The sequence below is a fragment of the Lacibacter sp. H375 genome (assembly GCF_037892425.1).
Taxonomy (GTDB): Bacteria; Bacteroidota; Bacteroidia; order Chitinophagales; family Chitinophagaceae; genus Lacibacter.
The window spans coordinates 1-22,750 of the sequence record NZ_JBBKTT010000001.1 but is presented as its reverse complement, the minus strand read 5'-3'; the positions used below and the strand labels follow the sequence as shown (position 1 = coordinate 22,750).

Here is a 22,750-nt window from a genome sequence, read left to right as displayed (position 1 = left end):
CTTTGGTCTCAAATAGTTATCTTTGTCAACGTGTTGAAGAAGTTATTCATATCAATGATTGCCTTGTTCTACCTGTCTGCTACCAGCGGAATGGTTTTGAACGTGCATTATTGTATGGATAAGATATCATCCATTAGCTTTGGTCATGAAAAAGATCACAACGATGGCACTTGCGATAAATGTGGCATGCTCAAAACTGAAAATCATTGTTGCAAGGATGAAGTGGCGGAAGTAAAGTTGAATGATGCACATCTAACCTCATCGATTGATTTTGAACTTTCAAGCATTAGTGCAGGTCAGCCGGTGAGGTTGATCGATTTAAATGATTCCGAACAAGGTGTAACTGCTCTTCCGGTTGATGCCTACGTTTCTCCTCCTCCCAAAGCCTTCAACAAGGTTTATCGGGATGTAAGTACTTTCCTGATTTAGTTTAGATTGATATTTTGTAAATGTTCTGTACTTACAGAACTGTATATTTATTTAATCAACCTATAACTTAGTAAATCATGAAATCAATCCAAATAATTGCTGCATTCATTTTTTTGTTTGCAGGAACTTCAACCCTTAATGCTCAATCAAAAACAAGTGGTAAACAAGCTGCAGTAAAAACTTCTGTATTTAAAGTATGGGGTAACTGTGGTATGTGTAAGAAAACGATTGAAGGTGCTGCCAAAACAAACGGTGCAACATTTGCCGAATGGAATGAGGATAGCAAAATGCTCACGGTAAAATATGCTGCAGCAAAATCATCTGATGAAAAAATTCAAAAAGGTATTGCTAATGCGGGTTACGATAACGAAAAGTACACAGCTCCTGAAGATGTTTATAATAATTTACACGAGTGCTGCAAGTACGATCGTAAAGTGGCAGACAAAAAAGCAACTGAAGCTGCTGCATGTTGCATGAAAGATGGTAAATGCACTGGTGATAAAGCATGTTGCAAAAAAGTGGAAGGCAAATCTGATTGTTGCGCAAATGGTACTTGTGCAAAAGAAGGCGGCTGCTGCGCAGGAATGAAATGTGAAAAAGGTGGCGATTGTTGCAAGAAAGAAGGTACAGTTGCCATGACCGATTGCTGCAAAGATGGCAAATGCACACATCACTAAAATATGATAGAGCTGCTGAGAAAACATTTCTCAGCAGCTATTTACTCAAGCATCAAATAAGTTTCTATGAAAAAGTTCTTGTTCATTATAAGCGTGTTGATTGGCTTATCTGCTTCAGCGCAATTTAAATCGGCTACTTTACAGGCAAGTGGTTTAACCTGTGCCATGTGCAGTAACGCCATCAACAAATCATTGAAAACACTTTCGTTTATTGCAAGTGTGGAATCTGATATTAAAACATCCTCTTTCATTATCAATTTTAAAGAGGGTGCTGATATTAATTTTGATCAGTTGCGTAAGAAGGTGGAAGATGCAGGATTTTCAGTTGCCAAATTACAGATAGTTGCCAATTTCAATAATGTATCTGTTCAGAACGATCAACCTGTTACTGTTGCTGGTAAGCAGCTTTACTTTTTGTCTGTAAAAAATCAGCAGTTAAGTGGCGAGAAAGTGATCACCATTGTTGATAAGAATTTTTTACCGGCAAAAGAATATAAAAAATATGCAGGCCAAACCAAAGCCGAAAGTTTCAAAACAGGCGAGGCAAATGGTGTGCGAGTTTATCATGTAACAATTTAAATTATCCGGGAGGCCAATGGCTTCCCTTTTTTCAAACGATATGTACCGTTTTTTATTCGTCAGCTCGTTGCTGTTGATCTATTCAATTGCAAACGGACAGGAGTTATATATTTTTTCTAACCCGGCTTCGAATATTCCTGCAAAAACAATTGTGGCAAAGGCTGGCATGAAAACTATGCGTTCTTATCACAACAATGAACGTGAGTACAGATTTATGCCTGAGTTGCAATTAGGATTAACAAAGAACTGGATGCTTACCGGCGGCGTAAGTTTTTCAAATATGTTCTTTGAATCGAAACAACAATTTGAAAGTGCAAGGCTGTATACCAAGTACCGTTTTTACAGTAACGATGAAGTGCATAAACATTTCCGTGCTGCAGTGTATGCTTCTGGTGCATGGAGTAATAATCCTTTGGTGTACCAGGAATTAAACCTAGAAGGTGATAATAGTGGTATTCAGTTGGGCGTGGTGGCAACACAGCTCGTAAACAAATTTGCAGCATCAGCAGGCGTAGCTTTTGTAAGACAGTTGGAAAAAACAGATAAACTGGATTTAGGAATCCCTTTTTCAAACCAGGCGCTACAATACAATTTGTCGATGGGCTATTTGTTGTTTCCCCGTAAATATGAAAATTATAAACAAACAAATATCAATTTATACTGTGAGTTTCTTGCTCAGCAAAGCACAGATATAAAAGCCGGCTTTATTGATATTGCCCCCGCTGTTCAGTTGATTTTTAACAGCAGTACCCGTTTTAATGTGGGTGCCCGTTACCAGTTGACAGGCAATGCTCACCGTATGGCCGAACGTTCTGTGTTCATCAGCCTTGAGCATTACTTTTTAAATGCATTGAAATGAAACTGATTAAACCGATATTACTGTTTCTCCTTTCTTTATTCCGAAAAAAGAATTGTTGCAGATAAGTTTAAAAGCCTGTTCCATTGGAGCAGGCTTTCTTGTTTTCGCTCACGCCCGGTAGCTTTTCCGCTATTTTAATTTGACTATATGAAAAGATTTTCTAAATTTGTCTAAATATAAATTTAGGCAAGTCTAAAAAATAATTATGAGGGGTGTAATTTTTGTGGGATTGATGTTAATCAGCGCTGTAGTAAATGGCCAGCAGTTTTCTGTTAAGGGGGAGGTGGTAGACCTTCGGTCGGAAGAAAGGATCAAACATGCTACTGTGCAAAACGTAAACAGGCAGCAATCTGTACTTACCGATCATCGTGGCGAGTTTACCCTTATGGTTGCACCGGGTGATACCATTACAATTACTGCTATTGGTTATCTCAGCGATACTGTCGCTGTTTCTGCATCAACCAAAATGATCTCTGTTCAATTGCAACCGGCAACGAGATCATTAGAAGAGGTGGTGATCAGTGGTACATTAAGAGAGATCAGGAAATCAAACAGCCCGATTGCAGTTGAATCTTATTCCGCCAAATTCTTTAAGAAAAATGCAAGTGCTACCGTATTTGAAGCATTGTCAATTGTAAATGGTGTGCAACCTCAATTGAATTGCAATGTGTGTAACACTGGTGATATACATATTAATGGTATGGAAGGCCCTTACACGATGGTGTTGATCGATGGTATGCCGGTAGTAAGCAACCTTGCAACGGTGTATGGTTTTTCTGGTATACCTGCTAATCTGATCAAGCGGATCGAAATTGTAAAAGGTCCATCGTCTACTTTGTATGGCAGCGAAGCAGTAGCAGGTTTGATCAACATCATTACAAAAGATCCGGGATCTGCTGCTTTGTTTCATGCAGATGTATATGCTACATCTTATGATGAAGTGAATGCCGACATCAGCGCAAAGTTCAAACTCGGTAAAGCACATTCATTGTTGGGAGTAAACATATTCAACTTTGGTAAACGTTACGATGTGAATCAGGATAATTTCACAGATGTAACCTTGCAAAAGCGTATATCACTCTTTAACAAATGGAGCTTTGATCGAACAAATAAACTTCCTTTCCAGTTTGCTGTTCGTTTGTTAACGGAAGACAGATGGGGTGGTGAAATGCAATGGAATAAAACATGGAGAGGAAGTGATAGCGTGTATGGTGAAAGTATTTACACCAAACGCATGGAGCTGATCGGCAACTATGGTATTAAAGCAGGGAAGGAACAACTGCTGTTAGAATACTCCTATAATTTTCATCATCAGGATTCTTACTACGGAACCATTCCATACATGGCAAAACAGCATAGTGCGTTTGCTCAACTACGTTGGAATAAAGAAATTGGGAAACATAATATTTCTGCCGGCTTACCTTACCGTTTTATTTGGTACGATGATAATACAGTAGCAACGGCAAAACCCGATGGTGTAACCACACAACCATCTGTTCAAAAACTGCAAGGCTTATTTGTGCAGGATGAATTAAAATTTAATGATCGTTGGACAATGCTTGCCGGTGTGCGTTATGAATTAACAAATGTTCAAGGTGGAATTGTGTCGCCACGGTTAGCATTGAAGTGGAACAACGGTCAAAACCAGATATTTCGTTTCAGTGCAGGAAATGGTTTTAGAATTGTAAACCTGTTTACAGAAGATCATGCAGCATTAAGTGGTGCAAGAGAAGTGGTGATCGCTGAATCATTGAATCCTGAGCGTAGCTGGAATGGCAATGTGAATTACACAGGTACGTTTACCCCATCGTTTGGTTTTATTACATTAGATGCAACATTGTTTTATACTTATTTCACCAACAAGATCATTCCTGATTACGATACTGATCCGCAGAAGATCATTTATAAAAACATAGACGGCTATGCAGTATCAAAAGGGTTTACACTCAATACTGATTTTGCTTTTAAAAACAGGCTTAAGATCATTGCAGGCATTACATTAATGGATGTATTTACAAAGGAAGAAAATCGTGATGGGGTTGTCGAAAAACAACAGCAACTATTTGCTCCGAAATTTTCAGGTAATTATGCAGTGAGTTATACTTTCCCCAAATGGAAACTGGCAGTTGATCTTACAGGTAAAGTTTTTGGTCCGCAACGTTTGCCTGTTGTTCCGAATGATTTTCGTCCTGAGTATTCTCCATGGTTTACTTTGGCAAATCTGCAGCTGACGCAACGCATTGGTAAGAAAGTGGAAATGTATGGCGGAGTTAAGAACCTTTTGAACTTTATGCCCAATGATCCGATTCTGCGACCAGAAGATCCGTTTGATAAACGTGTAAATGATCAGGTGAATAATCCAAACGGATATACTTTCGATCCTTCATATAACTATGCTCCGTTGAGTGGAAGAAGAATGTTTTTAGGAATAAGAGTGAATATTGAGTAGCAGAAAATAGGGAAGTTAAAAAAGCGGCAAGAGTGATCCTGCCGCTTTTTCTATTTGTGGTCTGACGGCCAAGGGCCGTACCGACCAGAATTACATTCTCTCCGGGACTTTGATGCCCAGCAACTGCATGCCACTTGCAATAACATTCGCAGTTAATTCGCAAATAAGTAAACGTAATTGTTTCTTCTCCGTGCTTTCCGCATTCATCACAGAATGTTCAGTGTAAAATGAATTGAATGTCTTTGCAATATTGTAAACGTAGTTTGCAAGATGTGAAGGATCATGTTCACTGCCTGCTTGTTCAATTACTGTTGGATAATTTTCCAGGTCGATCAGTAATTCTTTTTCAAGTTTCAGAAGGTTTGTTGTTTGTAAGTTATTCCCTTGTGCTTTTTCCTTTCTTAATATTGATTTGATGCGTGCATGCGTGTATTGAATGAATGGTCCTGTGTAACCATGAAAATCAATTGACTCTTCGGGATTGAAGATCATTTTCTTTTTCGGATCAACACGTAACAGGTAAAATTTCAATGCTCCAATGCTGATGGTCTTGTATAATTCTTTTAATTCTTCTGCAGTAAAGTCTTTTACTTTTCCAAGTTCTTCTGTTTTTTGCTGAGACACTTGTTCCATTTCATTCAACAGATCATCAGCGTCAACAACAGTTCCTTCACGGCTTTTCATTTTACCGGTAGGCAGTTCAACCATGCCATAGCTCAAATGATAAATACTATCAGCATAAGGAAGCCCCAGCTTTTTACAAATGAGTTGCAGCACTTTCATGTGATAGTTCTGCTCATCACCAATTACATATATACTCTGGTCGATTTTGTACTCATCATATTTCTGCTGCGCCAAACCAATATCCTGTGTAATGTAAACAGAAGTGCCATCTTTCCGTTGTACAATTTTTTCATCAAGCCCATCAGCAGTAAGATCGATCCACACACTACCATCTTCTTTTTGTATAAACACATTTTTCTCTAATCCTTCCTGTACAGTTTTCTTTCCAAGTAAGTAGGTATTGCTTTCGTAATAGATCTTATCAAAATTACTGCCAATACGTTTATACGTTTCATCAAAACCGGCATATACCCAACTGTTCATTTCTTTCCACAACTCCATTACTTCCGGTTTGCCAGCTTCCCAATCTAAAAGCATTTGTTGGGTGGCTTTCATGATCGGTGCTTCTTTTTCAGCGTCATCTTTTTTCATTCCAGCAGCAATCAATTCTTCAACCTGCTTCTTGTATTCATCATTAAACATCACATAGTAATCACCAACAAAATGATCTCCCTTTGTATTTGTTGATTGCGGCGTGGCACCATTACCAAACAGTTGCCATGCGATCATGCTTTTACAAATATGAATACCACGATCATTTACAATACAGGTCTTCACTGTATCATATCCATTTGCTCTAATGATCTCCGCAATACTCCATCCTAAAAAATTATTACGCAGGTGACCAAGGTGCAACGGCTTGTTGGTATTGGGTGACGAATATTCAACCATCACCTTTTGATGCTTCGGTGCTGCTTTACCAAAATCGACATCATTGTAGTTCGTAGTTAAAATGTTGGTCCAGTAATTATCAGCGACGGTAAGATTCAGAAATCCTTTAATGATATTGTAAGCCGTAAAAAGCAGTGAGTGATTTTCTGTCAGAGATTTACCCAACTCATTTCCTAATGCATCCGGACTTTTCCCTAATGGTTTCAACAATGAAAACAGCACAATGGTATAATCACCTTCAAACTCAGGTTTTGTTTTGTTGATCTGGAAGTCTTTTGCAGTAAAAGCTTTGCCATATAATTGTTCCAGACTGTTGATTGCTGCCTGTTGTATCTGTTGCTGTATTGCCATTCTTTGTAATTGTGCCGCAAAAATAACTGAAATGCTGTAAGCGAAAGAGATGTGAAGAAGATTGAAAACAAAAAACCTCCCGAAAGAGGAGGTTTTTAAAAGTATAAGTTGAAAGAGTTATTGTCCGCCACCATTTACCCTGAATTGGAAACCATTGCGGCCGCCGCCTTGGTTCATTTCGCTCATGGGTTTAATATCGTAGTCTTTTGGGATAATAAATGTTTTATCATCCACTTTTGCAGTAAGATCAACTTTGGTTACCTGGTAATGAACTTTTGCTCCGTTTTGTCTTGTAAGTTCAAACTCCATAGGGAAACCTTTTAGTTTTTCTAATCCCGGAACATTTGCCATACGCATTACATCACGAATACGGAAGCCTTCACCAAAAACAAACTCTGGGGAATACCAAACTTCCTGTTGTACTTCTTGTCCACGACGGTCCTTGTAACGGATGAGTGCTTTTTTGCATTCCATACCGGCGATCTTCTTTGTTTCACTTAAATATTCAATAAATACTTCTGGATTAAATTGTTGAACTCTTTGCTGTTGAGGACGACCAGAATCAGCACTAGCCATCATCCGTTGCATGTCAGCTTCAGTTGTATAGAAACCCATCTTACGACCCATTGCTTCAAACAGGGTAGTGGTTTTCTTTTCTTTACTATCAATAATTACCTGGTTGGTGCCCATTCCCATATCACTTTCGATCTTGGTCATGCCATTCTTGAAAAACATTTTTGATCTAATCTCACCCTCACCTATTCGAACCATTACCCGGCCTTCGCCATCATTTGCTACGGGAGGTCCACCATCTGCATTAGGATTAGTGGTCTCGGTTTTCATTTGAATAACCGCTTCGTTAACTACTTGCTGGGCTGTACTTGTGCCGAACATGAAGAATGTGGCAATGGCAAAAACAATCAATTTCATCGTCTGAATTTTAGGGTGCTAAATTACGAGGCAGTTCGTAAAATTGTGCAACCGACCATGTAATTACGCAAAGGTTAACAAAAAAAAGAAGGGTTGATGGAAATCAACCCCGAAACCTAAACCAACTGCATGTAGAAAATCATAATTAGTTCATCTTTTTCAGCAAGGCATCAATTGCCTGATCAGCTGCGCCACCTGCTGATGGACGAACAGGGCTGAAAGATGATTTATTCATGAGTGCATCCATTTTACTGTCTGCATCTGTTGTGTTCAATTGTTTGGTGTTTTCAATTGATGAAGCGTAAACCATAAGGTCAACTTGCTCATCAGCTTCAATGTTACCAGCAGTTACCGCTTTTCTGAAAGCTGAAGCTTTTGCTTTATTCTCAGCATCATCAGCGATCATATTATCAACTGAGGCATCAGTGTCAGCAGCCTGCACCTGGAGCATTTTGCTGAAGAGGGGAGCAGCTACAGCTTCTGTAAAACTGTTGTTTATCTGGTTATCAGCAACGGCACTTTCAGTTTCCAGATTTTTGCTGTAGGCAACTGCCATCTTTCTGTTCATTTGTTCAGCAACAGTAAAGGACGCATCCATTTTATTGTCGGCTAAACCAATTGAATTGAAGTTGATCCTCTTATAAGTATAAGCTTTCAAGCTGTTTACCCATGTATTGATATCCATATTGTTGATCCTCACTTCAGCAGTAAATGCGTTTGTATTTGTGATCACAATTTGATGGTTACCGTTTACAAAAGTTACTGTGCAGCAGCTATCTGTAACGGCAGCTGTATTTTCATTTACACGTTTTGTGGTGTCGTCTTGGGTAAAAGACATTGAAGCAAAGGCAATAACTGCGAAGAGAGCTGTAGCGGTAAAACGCATCATTCTTCTGCCTAAACTGTTGTTGTTCTGTTTAAGTGTTCCGTTAGTTTCGGAGTTCACTGTTAATTTTGTTGTCATCTCGTTTTTTGATGTTTAAGGTTCTTTTTATTTTATCCCTTTCGGGGTTTCTTTCTTTCGATTGTATAACAAAGATACTATTTTAAACTGGTACTTTGCAATACATAATACCTTGTTTGGCTTATTAAGCTGATGAATGGTCAATTTTTTTGGATGACCGGTCATCAAGGCAATTTGTTCTGGTTTGTTCGCTTTCGTTTTTTGTTTGGTACCTGTTTATAGTGCAGTTTAACAGGGATGTTTTTCGAAGTAAACTGTCAAAGGCGGTGTTTCTATATTAACCGGAGCTTTGGGTACCTTTTGTTTGACGATGCAAATTTACAACAGGCTAAACTATCTTCCAACTAAATTTTCAAAAATTTTTGAAAATTACATACTTACTGACAGTTTAGTGTTTTCCATTAGTATTTTTCATTCGGTTTAAGCGTATTTTTTGCAAATTTTTCAAGATTTCACCAATGGTGCCTTGAGTTTTTGCAAACGCACGCTTTTTAATTTTGCTTCAAAGAACTTGTATAGATGTGACGGTAAACGTTCTGTTTTGTTACATCAACAGCACAAAATTCTTTTCTTTTTTTGGGGAAAGGGAGTGAATTGAGGATGGATGGCATGAAGGAAATGTTAACGCAAAACGCCTACTTATGAACTGCGGAAATTGGATGACGAAAGGTGCAAAACACTGATTAAAGTGGTATAACCCAAATATGTGATGTAGGATGAACGGTTTTAGCCTCAGGCTTTTTGGCTGTTCTCCAGCTTAATGCGCTTTGCCAGCCAACTTTCTTTAACAGGAATTAGCCAGTTTTGCTCCAGTTCTTCTTTTGTTTGAACGAGGTTGTTAATATATATGGTGTCACCATAAAGAAAACCATTGTCAACTGCGTATTGTAACTGACCAAGGGGAAGAAGCTCAATTTTATCTTTACGAACAAAGGCCAGGTTCTGTCTGTCGAACATAGAAACCTTATATAATTGCTCAATTTCTTTAATAAGCCGAACGCTGCTATCAGTACTGCAGCCACTTACTCCGGTCGCCTGTTCATCGGCCATCAGAACAATGAACTGCCCGAAAAACATAGTCCCGAAACCTTTTACCGGTGTGCCATGGCTTTTCCAGTTCTCAACAAAGTGATTGAGCAGGTCTTCGATCTGTATAGCCTCGCCTAAACTGAACATGCGGCTGCTTTGGTAGATCCATACACGGGAGTCGGGAGCAAAATCGGCCGGGAGTAAATGTTTGTATTCAAGGTTCATACAGCAAAGTTAATGGGAGTCGAGTGATTATAGCCGGCTAATCGTTTCCCGTTTTTTTCAGTCGTTTTACACGCATGTAGTTTCTGATGGCATCGTACACTGAAAAACAAATACCAATAGTGGCAATAATAAGTAAGTAGGTTTTCCAGGCTTCTGTAAAACTCCCCTTTACCTCTGCGCCGGTAATTCGGCTAATGCCCCAAACCAGTGAAAGTAATGCGGCGAAAATAACTCCGCACAGCAACGCTATAAAAAATGCAAGGCCTATATAATGGAATAAAGCAGATCGAAAGCTGCGGAATTGCAATGGCTCCTCTTTTGTACCCATACTCTTTGTTTTTGACCATGTGTCGGAGTCGAGCAAGCCAAGAATCAGACCAAGAATAAGATAGCGGATAAAATCCTGTTGTGAAATATTGTTAAAAGAGAATTTTCCTTCAAACCAATCAACCAACACACGTATTAAAAGAAATATCAGGAAAAACAACGCTGTTCGTTGAAAGAAGTTTTTCCAGTTAAATCCGGTCAGAAAGTTTTTCATTCGATTTAATTTGCAACAATGCCTTATTGTAAACTTGCAGCAACCAATTCAGCCACATCTAATACCTGCATCGAGTCTTCTTTTTCAGCAACCTTAACGCCATCCGTCATCATCGTATTGCAAAACGGGCAAGCTGCGGCAATAACCGAAGCGCCGGTTGCAACAGCTTCACCTGAGCGTTCCCAATTTACTCGTGTTGTACCCTTTTCTTCTTCTTTAAACATTTGTGCACCGCCGGCACCACAACACAAGCCATTGCTGCGGCAACGTTTCATTTCAACTAATTCAGCATCTAAAGCTTCTAAGACTTTGCGTGGTGCTTCGTAAATATTATTTGCACGGCCCAGGTAACAACTGTCGTGGTAAGTAATTTTTTTGCCCTTGAATGATCCGCCTTCTTTCAGTTTTATTTTTCCATCATCAATCAACTGTTGTAATAACGTTGTGTGGTGAATGACTTCATACGAACCTCCTAACGCAGGGTATTCATTTTTGAGTGTATTGAAACAATGCGGACAGGTTGTTACAATTTTTTTAATGCCATATCCATTCAACACCTGTATATTATTATAGGCCATCATCTGAAACAGGAATTCATTTCCGGAGCGGCGGGCAGGATCACCCGTACACATTTCTTCTTTCCCAAGAATGGCAAATTTTATTCCTGCTTTTTCTAAAATAGTGGCAAATGCTTTTGTGATCTTTTGTGCACGTTGATCAAAACTACCGGCACAACCCACCCAAAAAAGTACTTCGGGTGTTTCGTTATTTGCCATCATTTCAGCCATTGATGGTACATGCATACATATTCAATTTGTTTCAAAACTAAGTGAAAGCGATGAAATTACAGGCAGCTGTTTGTTCATATATTCTTTGCGGCGGTTATCTTTGAATTTCATGTTGAAGAAATTTTTTGAACGACTGACGAATTGGGAACTGTGGCCTTTTGCGGTGATCTATTTTCCCATCAGCTTTGTGTGGGTATGGTATATGATCCGGAGCAGGGCGTTTTGGTTTTTTACTCCATCCAATCCAACAATTGCATTCGGAGGTTTTGAAGGCGAAGGAAAAAAAGAAATGTACGATCAGTTACCAGCCCATACAGTTCCACGTACGATCTATATTATGCATGATCTTTCCTTTGATGAAGTGAAGAAAAAACTTGCATTGGCTGGGTTCACGTATCCTTTTATTGTAAAACCTGATGTGGGTATGAAAGGTATTCTCTTCCGCAAGATTGATACCGAAGATCAATTGAAAAAATATCATGAGCGTATCCCGGTTGAATATATTGTGCAGGACTTGGTGGAGTTGCCTGTTGAAGTGAGCGTGTTTTATTTCCGTCACCCATCAGCACAAAAAGGAACAGTAAGTGGTTTTATTCATAAAGAGCTGTTGCATGTAATTGGAAACGGTACCGACATGTTACAACAATTAATTGCAAACCATCCACGTGCAAAACATCGTATGTTGGAAATGCAGCATCGTCATGCTCATCGTTTTGACAGGGTGATTGAAAAGGGTCATATTTTTTATCTGTCGTATGCAGGTAATCATAACAGGGGGGCTCATTTCACCAACCTGCGGAATGAGATCGATGAAAACCTGCATAAAGTGTTTGATGAGTTGAGTCATTATTCAAAACATTTTTATTATGGCAGGTACGATATTAAAACAACGAGTATTGAAGATCTGAAGCAAGGCAAAAATTTCATGATACTTGAATATAATGGCTGTGGTGCTGAGCCCAACCACATTTATGATTGTAACATGAGTTTGGGAGAAGCTTACCGGGAAATTTTGAAACACTGGAAAGCGTTGTACGAGATCAGCAAGCATAATAACAGGAATGGGTTCCCTTACTGGAGTTTTCAAAAAGGCTACAGGTTTTTGAAACAATCGCAACAGCACTTTAAGCTCTTGCAGAAATATGATTAATTTCAAGTTCAATTCAATTTATGAGTACCGATCAAAAGTTTCTGCTGATACGCAACTACGATTTGTTTGCTCATATCAGTGATGAGGAATATGAAGAACTGCACCTTGATCATCATTTTATTGAAGCTAATAAAGGCGAGTATATTTATTTCGATTCGCAATATCACAACAAACTTTATTTCCTGAAAGGCGGCACTATCAAGATCGGGTACATTGATGAAGAAGGGAAAGAAGTAATTAAAGAGATCATTCGTGAAGGAGAAGTGTTCGGGCAGTTTACATTGGAACGTAATAATCTTAACGGAGAATTTGCACAGGCTTACAAAGCTGATGTATCACTTTGCGCATTTAATATTGAAGATTTCGAACGCTTACTCAAAACAAAACCAAACATCGGTTTTCATTATACAAAACAGGTTGGTCAGAAACTCCGCAAGTTTGAAAGCAGGTTATTGAATCTTTTGAACAAGGATGTAAAGACGAGGCTGGTTAATTTTTTAGTGATGCTTGCACGTGAAGAAGGTGAAACCACAAATGAGGAAGAATACACTATCCAGAATTTTCTTACCCATGAGGACATTGCACAGCTTATTGGCAGCAGCCGGCAAACAGTAACCACCATGCTTAACGAATTGGAAACAGCAGGCTTCCTTACTGTTACCCGACAGATGATCAGTATCCCTTCCGTTAAAAATCTGCAAAAGAGTTTAGCTGTCAGTTGAGCGACATAGGCAGCTTCAACCATAGTTTACTTTTGTTTCATTAAATCAACACAATGAAGCAGGTTTTTTTATTCATGGTTTTCTTTTCAGCAGTTTTTGTTACTTCAGCACAGGATCAAAAACGCACTCAAGCATTTAATCTCGAAAAAGGATTGGCTGTGCAGGGTTATGATGTTGTTGCTTATTTCAGTGGACAGGCAATAAAAGGAGAATCGTCACTTGCAGTTATTCATCAGGGAATCCGGTATCATTTTTCATCTACTGTCAACAAGGAAGAGTTTAAAAAGAACCCGGGCAAATATGAACCGCAATACGGCGGATGGTGCGCCTATGCAATGGGCGCTAACGGAGAGAAAGTAGAGATCGATCCGGAAACGTTTAAGATTTTAAATGGCAAACTCTATCTCTTCTATAACAAAAGGTTTAACAACACGCTCAAAACCTGGAATAAAGACGAGCAGTCTTTGAAAGCAAAAGCTGATGCAAATTGGGGCAAACTTTTTCATTGATCTTTTCAACCACATCATTTATATGTCAATCATGAAGCCATTAACTATTGTTCTTTGGGTATTACGTTTGCTTGCTGCTGTTATTATGTTGCAAACACTCTTCTTTAAATTCTCCGCCAGCGAAGAATCAGTTTATATTTTTTCAACAATCGGTATGGAACCATGGGGGCGTATTGGTACAGGTGTAATGGAACTGGTCGCAGCAATACTTATTTTGATTCCACGTACAACTGCATTTGGTGCTTTACTCGCCATCGGTTTAATGAGCGGAGCCATATTCTTTCATCTTGCCACACTCGGAATTGAAGTAAAAGGCGATGGCGGACTGTTGTTCATTTATTCGTTGCTTGTTTTTATAAGCTCTGCAATATTGTTATTTGTTTATCAATCGCAGATAAGAGTATTGCTCAGCTCCGTGTTGCCAAAAAAATCGTAAGTATAAATATGGAAAAAGGAAAATACCTGTTTGCAGCTATGGCGTTGTTATTAACGTTTGTTGCAAAAGCCCAACAATTAATGCCTGTTGACCAAGGTTCAACAGTTGAATTTGTGATCAGCAATCTTGGGTTTGATGTTACCGGCAAACTCAATGGTTTAAAAGGAACAGTGTTGTTTGATGAAAAAAATCTGTCGGCTTCCTCCTTTGCCGTTACAGTAAATGCAGCCACTATTGATACCGATAATAGCACACGAGATAAACATTTGCGTGGTGATGATTACTTTAATGTGAAAACTTATCCACAGATCAGGATACAATCAGTAAAGCTGGCTAAATCTGCTACAAACGGATACTACGTAGTTTTTGCAAGGCTCACCATTAAAGAAACAACGAAAGACATCAGTTTCCCTTTTACAGTTACACAGGAAGGAGGCGCTTACCGCTTTAAAGGGGAATTCAATATTAAGCGTCGTGATTTTGGGGTAGGGGGAAAAAATACAATTTCCAACGATTTAAAAGTGAAATTGAACGTACTCACTAAAAAATAACTATTTTTAAAAAGCAACAAACTATCTATGCAGCTATACAGCGCTATCAGAACATCTTTTCAACAGTTGAATGAAGTGATTGATCATTTAACCGTTGAGCAATATCAAACTCCTTCAGAGAATTTATCAGGTTCTTCTGTTGGCCAGCATACACGTCATATCATTGAATTATTTCAATGTTTGCTGGCAGGTTATGCAAACGGAACTGTTTGTTATGATGATCGTAAACGGGATGTGCGTATTGAAACCGATCCTTTGTTTGCAAAGCAACTGTTGGCAGATATTGCATCGTCTATTGAACATGAAAATATAGAGTTGCAGCTTGCTGGCGTATATGATGAAACATCAACAGAACAACTTCATCTTACAACCAACTATAACCGTGAATTACTTTATAATCTTGAACATACAGTACACCACATGGCCTTGATCCGTGTGGGATTAAAAGAATTAAAAACAGAACCGGTGGGAGAGCATTTCGGCATTGCTTCTTCCACTATCCGTCACCGTGAACAATGTGCACAGTAACTTATATACCCAACAACGATTCTTTTTTCCTGACATCAAACAGGGATGAAAAAAAAGTACGTTTAAAAGCAGAGCAACCGGAGTGGTACAAATTTGCCAGTGGTAATTTGTTATTCCCAAAAGATGGTAATGCCGGCGGCACTTGGATGGCATTGCATGAAAATGGAAATGCAATGGTGTTATTGAACGGAGGGATTGTTAATCACCATTACAATCCACCTTACCGCAAAAGCAGGGGATTAATTTTTTTGGATGTGTTCGATCATCCACAACCTGTTTCTGCATTTGAACAAATTCACCTGCACAAGATTGAACCGTTCACACTCGTTATTCGCCAGGCAAATCAATTATTTGAAACGAGGTGGGATGGGCAGGAAAAAACAATCAGGGAATTAAATGCAGAGTCTGCTTATATCTGGTCATCTGCTACTTTATATACTGATGACGTCATTGCAAAAAGAAAAAGTTGGTTCGAAATTTTCCTGAAAGAATATTCATCAATTGGAAGTAAAGAAATTTTGCATTTTCATCGCTTCGCCGGCGATGGCGATGAGCAAAATGATGTATTAATGAACAGAGGTAATGAATTGTTTACTGTAAGTATTACCCAACTGCATCGCCAAAAAGATCTATCGCACATGCATTATCATGATTTAGTTAGTGAACAAATCTCCACTCAGCAATTCAATCATTCTATTTCATCGTTGCATGCGTCTGTCTAAACTGTTTACGCATCACCCGTTTTTTATTCGCCTGTTTCATTGGGAATACTGGAGCTTCAACACAGTGTATGGATGGATCTATCCCATCTTTGCCATGCTTTGTATAAGAGCAGGAGGCAAGTTTTTTTTTACTGCTGCTAACCCAACCATCAAGCACGGTGGTTTTTTAATGGAACCCAAACAGGATATTTATCCGCTCATACCTAAGCAATATTATCCGGCTTTCTTTTTTGTACCTGCAGGAACATCTATCGATAATATTCAGCAACAAATAGAAACACATCAGTTCAAATTTCCGCTTATTGCAAAACCGGTAATTGGCATGCAGGGAAAAGCAGTGAAGAAAGTGAACTCGGTTGAAGAACTGAAACATTATGCAGAGGTTTGTACTGTTGATTACATGGTGCAGGAACTTTCACCATATAAACATGAGGTGGGAGTTTTTTATCATCGCATGCCCAATGAAAGTACAGGAACTGTTACAGGTATTGTAGCAAAAGAACCAATGACGGTTTTTGGTGATGGCGTTTCAACGTTGTATCAACTTATTTTAGAGGAGCCTCGCTATATTCTGCAGATAGATGCATTAAAACAGATATTTGGAAAGGATATTCTGCAGGTGTTACCCAAAGGAAAAGAATTGATTCTTGCGCCATATGGAAACCATGCACGAGGTTCGAAGTTTGTTGACTGGACGCATAAAGCCGATGCTGAATTCATTAAAAATATTGATGCAGTTTGCACGCAGATCAATGGATTTCATTACGGCCGTTTAGATGTGATGTATAACGACTGGGATGATCTGCGGCAAGGAAAAAACTTTCACATCATTGAACTTAACGGCGCAGGAAGTGATCCAACACACATGTACGATCCCAAGCATTCGTTGTTCTTTGCCTGGAAAGAAATTATCAGGCATTGGTTTATTTTGTACCGCATCAGTAAACAGAATCATGCGAAAGGCCATTCATACATGTCATTAAAGGAAGCCAGGGAAATGTTCCGTAGTAATAACCTGCACGTAGCCTCATTAGATGCAATTGCTCCAAAATTATGATCGCTCATTTGCTTCAAGCCTTTATATTTGTTTTATGCCACAGTTTGCAAAAATTCTAATGTGGGGCTTTATCATCAGCTTTTTAGGTTCATTGCCTCTTGGAACACTTAATATTGCAGCAATGCAGATCGGTATTACCGATGGCATTTCTCCTGCGCTTTGGTTTTCTGCCGGTTCATTAACTGCTGAAATTATTTATGTACGTCTTTCACTTGTAGCCATGGACTGGGTACGCAAGCAGGAAAAATTATTGAAGGCACTCGAATGGGTTACGTTCATCATTGTTTTGGCACTTGCTATGTCTAGTTTTTGGGCTGCTGCACATCCATCGGTAGGCGAGAATGTGATCTTGTCAAGCGGCATGCATCGTGGTTTGCTCGGATTTACCATGAGTCTTATTAACCCGGTGCAGATTCCTTTCTGGTTTGGATGGAGTACAGTGCTGTTCACTAAAAAAATATTGAAACCCGAGACTGGAAATTATAATTTTTACATCATCGGCATTGGCATCGGCACCTTTGCGGGTAACTGTATTTTTATTTTTGGGGGAAGACTATTGGTTGACCGTTTAAATGCAAGTCAACATTTGCTCAACTGGATCATAGGGGGCGTATTCTTATTTACTGCCTTATTTCAACTCTACCGGATCTTCCGTAAAAAAGATGCGATCCATCAATTAGAACATCCCGAAGAAGTAACAGGTGGGTTGGAGAAAAATATTCATTGATATTCAGGAAGAGTGAATTATGATTTCGGATTTAAATGCACTCAACTCTGCTCCATTTCCTCAGCCCATTTATCTCTCTCATCAGGACTGAATTTCCAGGGCGCAAAATTATTCTCAACGTTGCTGAACATTGCATTCCATTCGCCAGGTGCATTACTGTCTTCCATAATTAAGGAGCGGCGTAATTCAAGAATGATACTAAGCGGGTTGATGCTTACAGGACATTCCTCCACACATGCATTACAGGTAGTGCAGGCACGTAACTCTTCAACCGTGATATAATCGTTTAACAATGTTTTATTGTCGGCAACAAATTCTTTGTTTGCATTGATGTTGCGACCCACTTCTTCCAAACGGTCACGTGTACTCATCATAATTTTTCGTGGACTCAATAATTTTCCTGTTGTGTTAGCAGGACAGGCTGCACTGCAACGACCACACTCTGTACAGCTATATGCATCCAATAAACTTTTCCAGCTGAGATCAAATACATCTTTCGCTCCGAATTTTGATGGAGGAGTTGCATCTGTTGGTGCAAGTTCGGGCTGCATCATATACTTCACTTCATTTTGAACAGAAGTCATATTTGTCATTTCACCGGTGTTGGTCAGGCGTGCATACCATGCATTGGGGAATGCAAGTAAAATATGAAGATGTTTGCTCCAGGGTAAATAATTGAGGAATGCAAGAATGCCAAGTATATGCAGCCACCATGCGCTTCGTTCAATTGCTATCAATGATGTTTCAGATAAACCAGCTAATGAAGAAGCAAATAAACCGGAGATCACAAAATTGCCGGTATCATGGTAGTGATCTGCGCCATTCAATTGTAAAGCACGGTCGGTTGCATTCATCAGCAGGAACAACGACATCAATACAATTTCAGTAATGAGGATATAGTTTGCATCGCTGCGTGGCCAGCCGTTGAGATCATTACTTAGGAAACGTTTTAATTTCAAAACATTTCTGCGCACAAGAAAGATGACACAGGAAACCAATACCAATAATGCTAATACTTCAAATGAATTGATGAGGAATGAATAGAAAGAACCTAGTAGTGGATAGAACAGGCGATGTGTGCCAAGTAGTCCATCCAGCACAATTTCGAGCACTTCTATATTAATGATAACAAAACCTAGATAAACAAAGAGGTGTAACACTGCAACCAGCGGGTTTTTAAACATCTTCTTTTGACCAAAGGCCAACAGCAGCATATTCTTCCATCGTACACCGGGGTTATCCGTCAGGTCTTCATCAAAACCAAGAAAAATATTCCTCCGGATCTCCTTTACTTTTTTGCTGAAGAACCAAACAGCTCCTACAAAACAAAGGGCAAACAAAACCTGTTGAACGATCTGCATACAAACGTTATTTGTATTGCTAAGATAAGAGTTAAAGGTATAAGACGCATGGTGAAAGGTATTGCCGTAAGGTGTGAGTTATTTAAATTCTTTAAATCTTTTGCTTACAACATTCTCCTTTCTGCTTTTTTTTCTTTCCCTATTTCTTCGCATCTTTAATTTCTCAACTATGGAAAAGAAATACATATTAGATAAGGATAGCACCAATCGTAAATTAAAACGACTGGCTTTTGAAATTGTGGAGCGCAATCACGATGAGCAGCAAATGTTTTTTGCCGGCATCAGGCAAAATGGATCGATCGTCGCAAAAACATTGGCAGAAGAGGTGATGAGCATCAGTAATATTCACGTGGAACTGGTGGAAGTAACGCTTGATAAAAAATATCCTGTGGAAGTATTTCTTGACCGTGAGATCGGGTTCAATAATCAATCTGTTTTATTAATAGATGATGTGGCCAACAGTGGTAAAACTATGCTGTACGCCTTAAAGCCTTTTCTCAGTTTTCAGCCAAAGAAAATTCAAACCCTTGTATTGGTTGAACGCACACATAAAACCTTCCCGGTACAACCCGATTATGTGGGCTTATCTATTGCCACCACATTGGAAGAACATATATACGTAGAACTGAAAGGCGATGAAATTACTGGAGCGTACCTGACTTAATTGAGCAGTTTCAATTCAAATAATTTACTCCAATTTTTTCCTGTAACAAATAATTTGCTTGCGCTACTGTCCCATGCAATGCCATTGAGTACCTTTTCACTATCGTTTGCACCAACTAATTCGGGATAGGATTGTTTCAAACTGCTCATATCAAGTTTTCCGGTTACATTTCCTGTTACAGGATCTATCTTAAGTATTTCATTCGATTGCCAAACATTGGCATAAACAGCGCCATTAATAAACTCCAGTTCATTAATGTTGTTGCGCAGCCCGTTATTATCCTGTATGCTGATGCGTCTTATTTCTTTCAACGTTTCCGGATCCCAGAAATAAAGATTGCTGCTGCCATCGCTAACAATTAATTCTTTGCCATTGTTGGTAATACCCCAGCCATCATGATTATAATTGAACTCTTTTAGTTTTTTAAATGTTGCAAGATCATACACATAGCCTTTCCTGTTTTCCCATGTGATCTGGTACACTTTATCATTTAAGATAGTAATGCCTTCGCCAAAAATATCGGCTGGTAGTGTTACTTTTTTTGTTTGCTTACCAGTAGTAAGATCAACAGGGCCAACCCATGATCCATTGTTGAGCGCATTACCTGGATTGCCCGTGCTTTCATACATAGTTCCTTTATAAAAGATCAAACCCTGTGTGAAAGACGAACTGTCATGTGGGTAATCTTTTACAAGTTTATAATTTATACCTGTTGGCGCTGGTATGCTTGGTAAGTTAGTGGTTGTTTCATCAGTTTCGGGATCATTCCCGCATGAAATTAAAAGGAACAAACCAAAGAATAGGTTGTAATTTATTTGTTTCAACATGCGCCAAAAATAAGTAAAAGCCATTTATACCTTTGTGAAAATCATGTGAATGAAATGGAGCTGGTATTGGCAAAACGATTATTTTCCTAAAGCGGAAAAGTGATCAAAATTGGATAATAAAAAAATATATATATCAATACCCTAATTAGGGTATTGCATTTTAAAAAAAATGTATCTACGTTTACCAACGCAAAAAACACATTCCAGCCCCAACGAAAGCAAACACCGTTTCTATGTTATTTTTATTAAGTTGCTTTCTGCTCCCCTTTGAATTGCTTTAATGCCAATGAATCCTTGCTTTAACTTTCAGTAATCCTTAGTACTGTCCACTCGTTTTATTGTTTTATCTGAACGCATGATTATACTTCATAGAAAGAGGTATAGGTAACTTTTTGTGTTCGGTGTAAACTGTTGTCCTGTCTTTAAGATCCTCTCAATAGCCTCCTGTGGAATGTTAGAAATTTTTCACTTAAAAAATTCGACAATGATGAACAAACTGCTACGCACCTCAAAAGGTGAGAAAAACGAGCACAGTAGGAATTGGCTTTGGCGACAGATGCTTTTTCTCCTTGTGTTTCTCTCTGCGTTTAGTCCAACGGGACTAACGCAAGTGAATCCCGTGATCGATGGTAATCCTATCGACTGGAATTCTGCAAATTTTAACCTATTCACAATAAAACAGTACGAAAGCGATGCTTTTGGTAATGGTGTTGTGGATAACCAGTTTACGGAAGGCTCAAAAGATTTCTTTTTTGCCAATCAGTTGGTCTGGTCAATCAGTCAAACAAAGGCAAAGAACGACATTGCAAATGCTGCCGCCATCATTAAAGATGGTATTTTGTATTTTGCGGGCGATCGTACTTCCAATAATGGAGATGCCCAGATTGGTTTCTGGCTTTACTTAAATGGAACTGGTCCCGTTACTGTTGGTGGTAATAATATCTTTAGTCCACCACATGTTGACGGAGATGTATTAGTACTTGCCGATTTTACCGGCGGTGGTCGTACCGCAACTGTAACCATTTATCAGTGGGATGATGATGGTGTTGCTCCTGCCGGGCAAACAATTGTTCCAAATACGAACAACAATTTAAGAACAACAAACCTGGTTGGAACTGTTGCGGAAAACAATGACAACCAGTATCCGATTCCAACAGGATGGTCGTTTATTCAACCGACTTATGATTATAACATGTTCTTTGAGGGAACAGTTAACCTCACAGGACTGGGCGTTTTGAATTTGTGTAACACAAGTTTTATTCTTGAAACAAGATCTTCTCAATCAATTACTGCCTCTCTTGATGACTTTGCCGGTGGCGCATTCAATGTAACGCCGCCTGCTTTGATATTAACTGGTAGTTCAATTTGTGTATCTGCGCCGGGCACAGGTACTATTACTTCTACCACTTCACAATCAGGGGCTTCTTATCAACTTTATAACAGCGCTGACCAGCCGGTTGGCTCTCCCAAGAATGGTACGGGTTCAGGTTTAACATGGACAAATCTTCCAGTTGGAACCGGGTATTATGTTATTGGAGTAGGTTCCATTCCTGCTTGTACTTCTACCAGTAATGAAGTAAATGTAACGTCAATACCCTTGCCAACCGTAACTGCAAATGATAATTCTGTTTGTGTGGGTTCAACAGTTCAACTCACTGCAACACCTGCTGGTGGTACATGGAGTGGAGCTCATGTAAATGCAAGCGGACTTTTCAATGCAACCGGTCTGGCACCTGGTCAATATGTAGTAACTTATAGTTATACAGATCCGCAGACGGGATGTAGTAATTCCGATCCTGCTACTGTAACTGTGAATCCTAATACCAGTACAACAGATCTAACACCGTTAAATCTGTGTCCGGGTGCAAGTGCAACGTTTACCACAACAGCCAGCGGAACCGGACCATTCACCTATGTATGGAAGAAGAATGGAGTAGTGATCGTAGGAGCAACAACAAACTCTTACAATATTCCAAGTGTGGCTGCAGGTGATGCAGGAACGTACAGCGTTGAAGTAACAGGAGCATGTAACACTTCTACCGAAAGTGCAACACTTGAAGTGAAGACCGCAACCAGTACAACAGATTTAACACCGTTGAATCTTTGTCCAGGTGCAAGTGCAACGTTTACCACAACAGCGAGCGGAACCGGACCATTCAC

General features: G+C 39.2%; 24 protein-coding genes. 16 read left to right on the top strand and 8 right to left on the bottom strand.

Annotated elements, in window-relative coordinates; translation table 11 throughout:
• Nucleotides 1–30 precede the first annotated feature (30 nt).
• From WG954_RS00120 to WG954_RS00100, 5 genes are all read left to right on the top strand, one after another.
• Entirely contained in the window at nt 31–429 is a 399-nt protein-coding gene (locus tag WG954_RS00120) for an HYC_CC_PP family protein (RefSeq protein ID WP_445298446.1), read from the top strand.
• Nucleotides 430–506: 77 nt separating this feature from the next.
• Entirely contained in the window at nt 507–1,106 is a 600-nt protein-coding gene (locus tag WG954_RS00115; protein ID WP_340432386.1) for a heavy-metal-associated domain-containing protein, read from the top strand.
• A gap of 66 nt (nt 1,107–1,172) precedes the next feature.
• The gene (locus WG954_RS00110) at nt 1,173–1,685 is read left to right on the top strand and encodes a heavy-metal-associated domain-containing protein (RefSeq protein ID WP_340432384.1); all 513 of its coding nucleotides are present in this window, start codon (nt 1,173–1,175) and stop codon (nt 1,683–1,685) included.
• A 16-nt stretch (nt 1,686–1,701) separates the two neighbouring features.
• Entirely contained in the window at nt 1,702–2,544 is an 843-nt protein-coding gene (locus WG954_RS00105; protein WP_340432382.1) for a hypothetical protein, read from the top strand.
• A 205-nt stretch (nt 2,545–2,749) separates the two neighbouring features.
• Entirely contained in the window at nt 2,750–4,993 is a 2,244-nt protein-coding gene (locus WG954_RS00100; RefSeq protein ID WP_340432380.1) for a TonB-dependent receptor, read from the top strand.
• A gap of 90 nt (nt 4,994–5,083) precedes the next feature.
• On the opposite strand, the gene argS is transcribed toward WG954_RS00100, so the two are convergent.
• The 6 genes from argS to WG954_RS00070 all read right to left on the bottom strand — a co-directional run bounded on the left by argS (nt 5,084) and on the right by WG954_RS00070 (nt 11,351).
• A complete protein-coding gene (argS, locus tag WG954_RS00095; protein ID WP_340432378.1) occupies nt 5,084–6,859 on the bottom strand; it encodes an arginine--tRNA ligase in 1,776 nt (591 codons plus the stop codon).
• A 117-nt stretch (nt 6,860–6,976) separates the two neighbouring features.
• Nucleotides 6,977–7,789 (bottom strand): hypothetical protein, encoded by an 813-nt coding sequence (locus WG954_RS00090; protein ID WP_340432377.1) that lies wholly within the window; start codon nt 7,787–7,789, stop codon nt 6,977–6,979.
• Nucleotides 7,790–7,934: 145 nt separating this feature from the next.
• Nucleotides 7,935–8,753, bottom strand: a complete 819-nt coding sequence (locus WG954_RS00085; RefSeq protein ID WP_340432376.1) for a hypothetical protein — start codon at nt 8,751–8,753, stop codon at nt 7,935–7,937.
• Between the two features lie 732 nt (nt 8,754–9,485).
• The gene (locus tag WG954_RS00080; protein WP_340432374.1) at nt 9,486–10,007 is read right to left on the bottom strand and encodes a hypothetical protein; all 522 of its coding nucleotides are present in this window, start codon (nt 10,005–10,007) and stop codon (nt 9,486–9,488) included.
• A 37-nt stretch (nt 10,008–10,044) separates the two neighbouring features.
• Complete coding sequence (locus WG954_RS00075) at nt 10,045–10,548, bottom strand: hypothetical protein (protein ID WP_340432372.1); 504 nt, start codon at nt 10,546–10,548, stop codon at nt 10,045–10,047.
• A gap of 23 nt (nt 10,549–10,571) precedes the next feature.
• Entirely contained in the window at nt 10,572–11,351 is a 780-nt protein-coding gene (locus WG954_RS00070; RefSeq protein WP_340432370.1) for a (Fe-S)-binding protein, read from the bottom strand.
• A gap of 94 nt (nt 11,352–11,445) precedes the next feature.
• Here WG954_RS00070 and WG954_RS00065 point away from each other — a divergent pair, with 94 nt between their 5' ends.
• The 9 genes from WG954_RS00065 to WG954_RS00025 are packed head-to-tail and all read left to right on the top strand — an operon-like array spanning nt 11,446 to nt 17,738.
• The gene (locus WG954_RS00065; RefSeq protein WP_340432368.1) at nt 11,446–12,486 is read left to right on the top strand and encodes an ATP-grasp domain-containing protein; all 1,041 of its coding nucleotides are present in this window, start codon (nt 11,446–11,448) and stop codon (nt 12,484–12,486) included.
• A 20-nt stretch (nt 12,487–12,506) separates the two neighbouring features.
• Nucleotides 12,507–13,208: a Crp/Fnr family transcriptional regulator gene (locus WG954_RS00060; RefSeq protein WP_340432366.1), complete on the top strand. Its 702-nt coding sequence runs from the start codon at nt 12,507–12,509 to the stop codon at nt 13,206–13,208.
• Nucleotides 13,209–13,261: 53 nt separating this feature from the next.
• A complete protein-coding gene (locus tag WG954_RS00055; protein WP_340432365.1) occupies nt 13,262–13,717 on the top strand; it encodes a YHS domain-containing (seleno)protein in 456 nt (151 codons plus the stop codon).
• A 31-nt stretch (nt 13,718–13,748) separates the two neighbouring features.
• Nucleotides 13,749–14,153, top strand: coding sequence for a DoxX family protein (locus WG954_RS00050; RefSeq protein ID WP_340432364.1), 405 nt, complete (start codon nt 13,749–13,751; stop codon nt 14,151–14,153).
• A gap of 8 nt (nt 14,154–14,161) precedes the next feature.
• Nucleotides 14,162–14,704, top strand: a complete 543-nt coding sequence (locus tag WG954_RS00045) for a YceI family protein (RefSeq protein WP_340432363.1) — start codon at nt 14,162–14,164, stop codon at nt 14,702–14,704.
• Nucleotides 14,705–14,731: 27 nt separating this feature from the next.
• Nucleotides 14,732–15,232, top strand: a complete 501-nt coding sequence (locus WG954_RS00040; RefSeq protein ID WP_340432361.1) for a hypothetical protein — start codon at nt 14,732–14,734, stop codon at nt 15,230–15,232.
• Nucleotides 15,220–15,954, top strand: coding sequence for an NRDE family protein (locus tag WG954_RS00035; protein ID WP_340432359.1), 735 nt, complete (start codon nt 15,220–15,222; stop codon nt 15,952–15,954). The genes WG954_RS00040 and WG954_RS00035 overlap by 13 nt, the downstream gene beginning before the upstream one ends.
• A complete protein-coding gene (locus tag WG954_RS00030; RefSeq protein ID WP_340432358.1) occupies nt 15,941–17,011 on the top strand; it encodes an ATP-grasp domain-containing protein in 1,071 nt (356 codons plus the stop codon). The genes WG954_RS00035 and WG954_RS00030 overlap by 14 nt, the downstream gene beginning before the upstream one ends.
• Nucleotides 17,012–17,045: 34 nt before the next feature.
• Entirely contained in the window at nt 17,046–17,738 is a 693-nt protein-coding gene (locus tag WG954_RS00025; RefSeq protein WP_340432357.1) for a LysE family translocator, read from the top strand.
• A 41-nt stretch (nt 17,739–17,779) separates the two neighbouring features.
• Here the strand turns inward: WG954_RS00025 and WG954_RS00020 are convergent, their stop codons facing one another.
• Nucleotides 17,780–19,099, bottom strand: a complete 1,320-nt coding sequence (locus WG954_RS00020) for a 4Fe-4S dicluster domain-containing protein (protein WP_340432356.1) — start codon at nt 19,097–19,099, stop codon at nt 17,780–17,782.
• Between the two features lie 169 nt (nt 19,100–19,268).
• Between WG954_RS00020 and WG954_RS00015 the strand changes: the two genes are divergently transcribed.
• A complete protein-coding gene (locus WG954_RS00015) occupies nt 19,269–19,763 on the top strand; it encodes a phosphoribosyltransferase family protein (RefSeq protein ID WP_340432354.1) in 495 nt (164 codons plus the stop codon).
• Here the strand turns inward: WG954_RS00015 and WG954_RS00010 are convergent.
• Nucleotides 19,760–20,590 (bottom strand): glutaminyl-peptide cyclotransferase, encoded by an 831-nt coding sequence (locus WG954_RS00010; RefSeq protein ID WP_340432351.1) that lies wholly within the window; start codon nt 20,588–20,590, stop codon nt 19,760–19,762. The genes WG954_RS00015 and WG954_RS00010 overlap by 4 nt on opposite strands.
• A 484-nt stretch (nt 20,591–21,074) precedes the next feature.
• Here WG954_RS00010 and WG954_RS00005 point away from each other — a divergent pair.
• Nucleotides 21,075–22,750: hypothetical protein (locus tag WG954_RS00005; RefSeq protein WP_445298445.1), on the top strand; the 1,676-nt coding region annotated here is incomplete at its 3' end.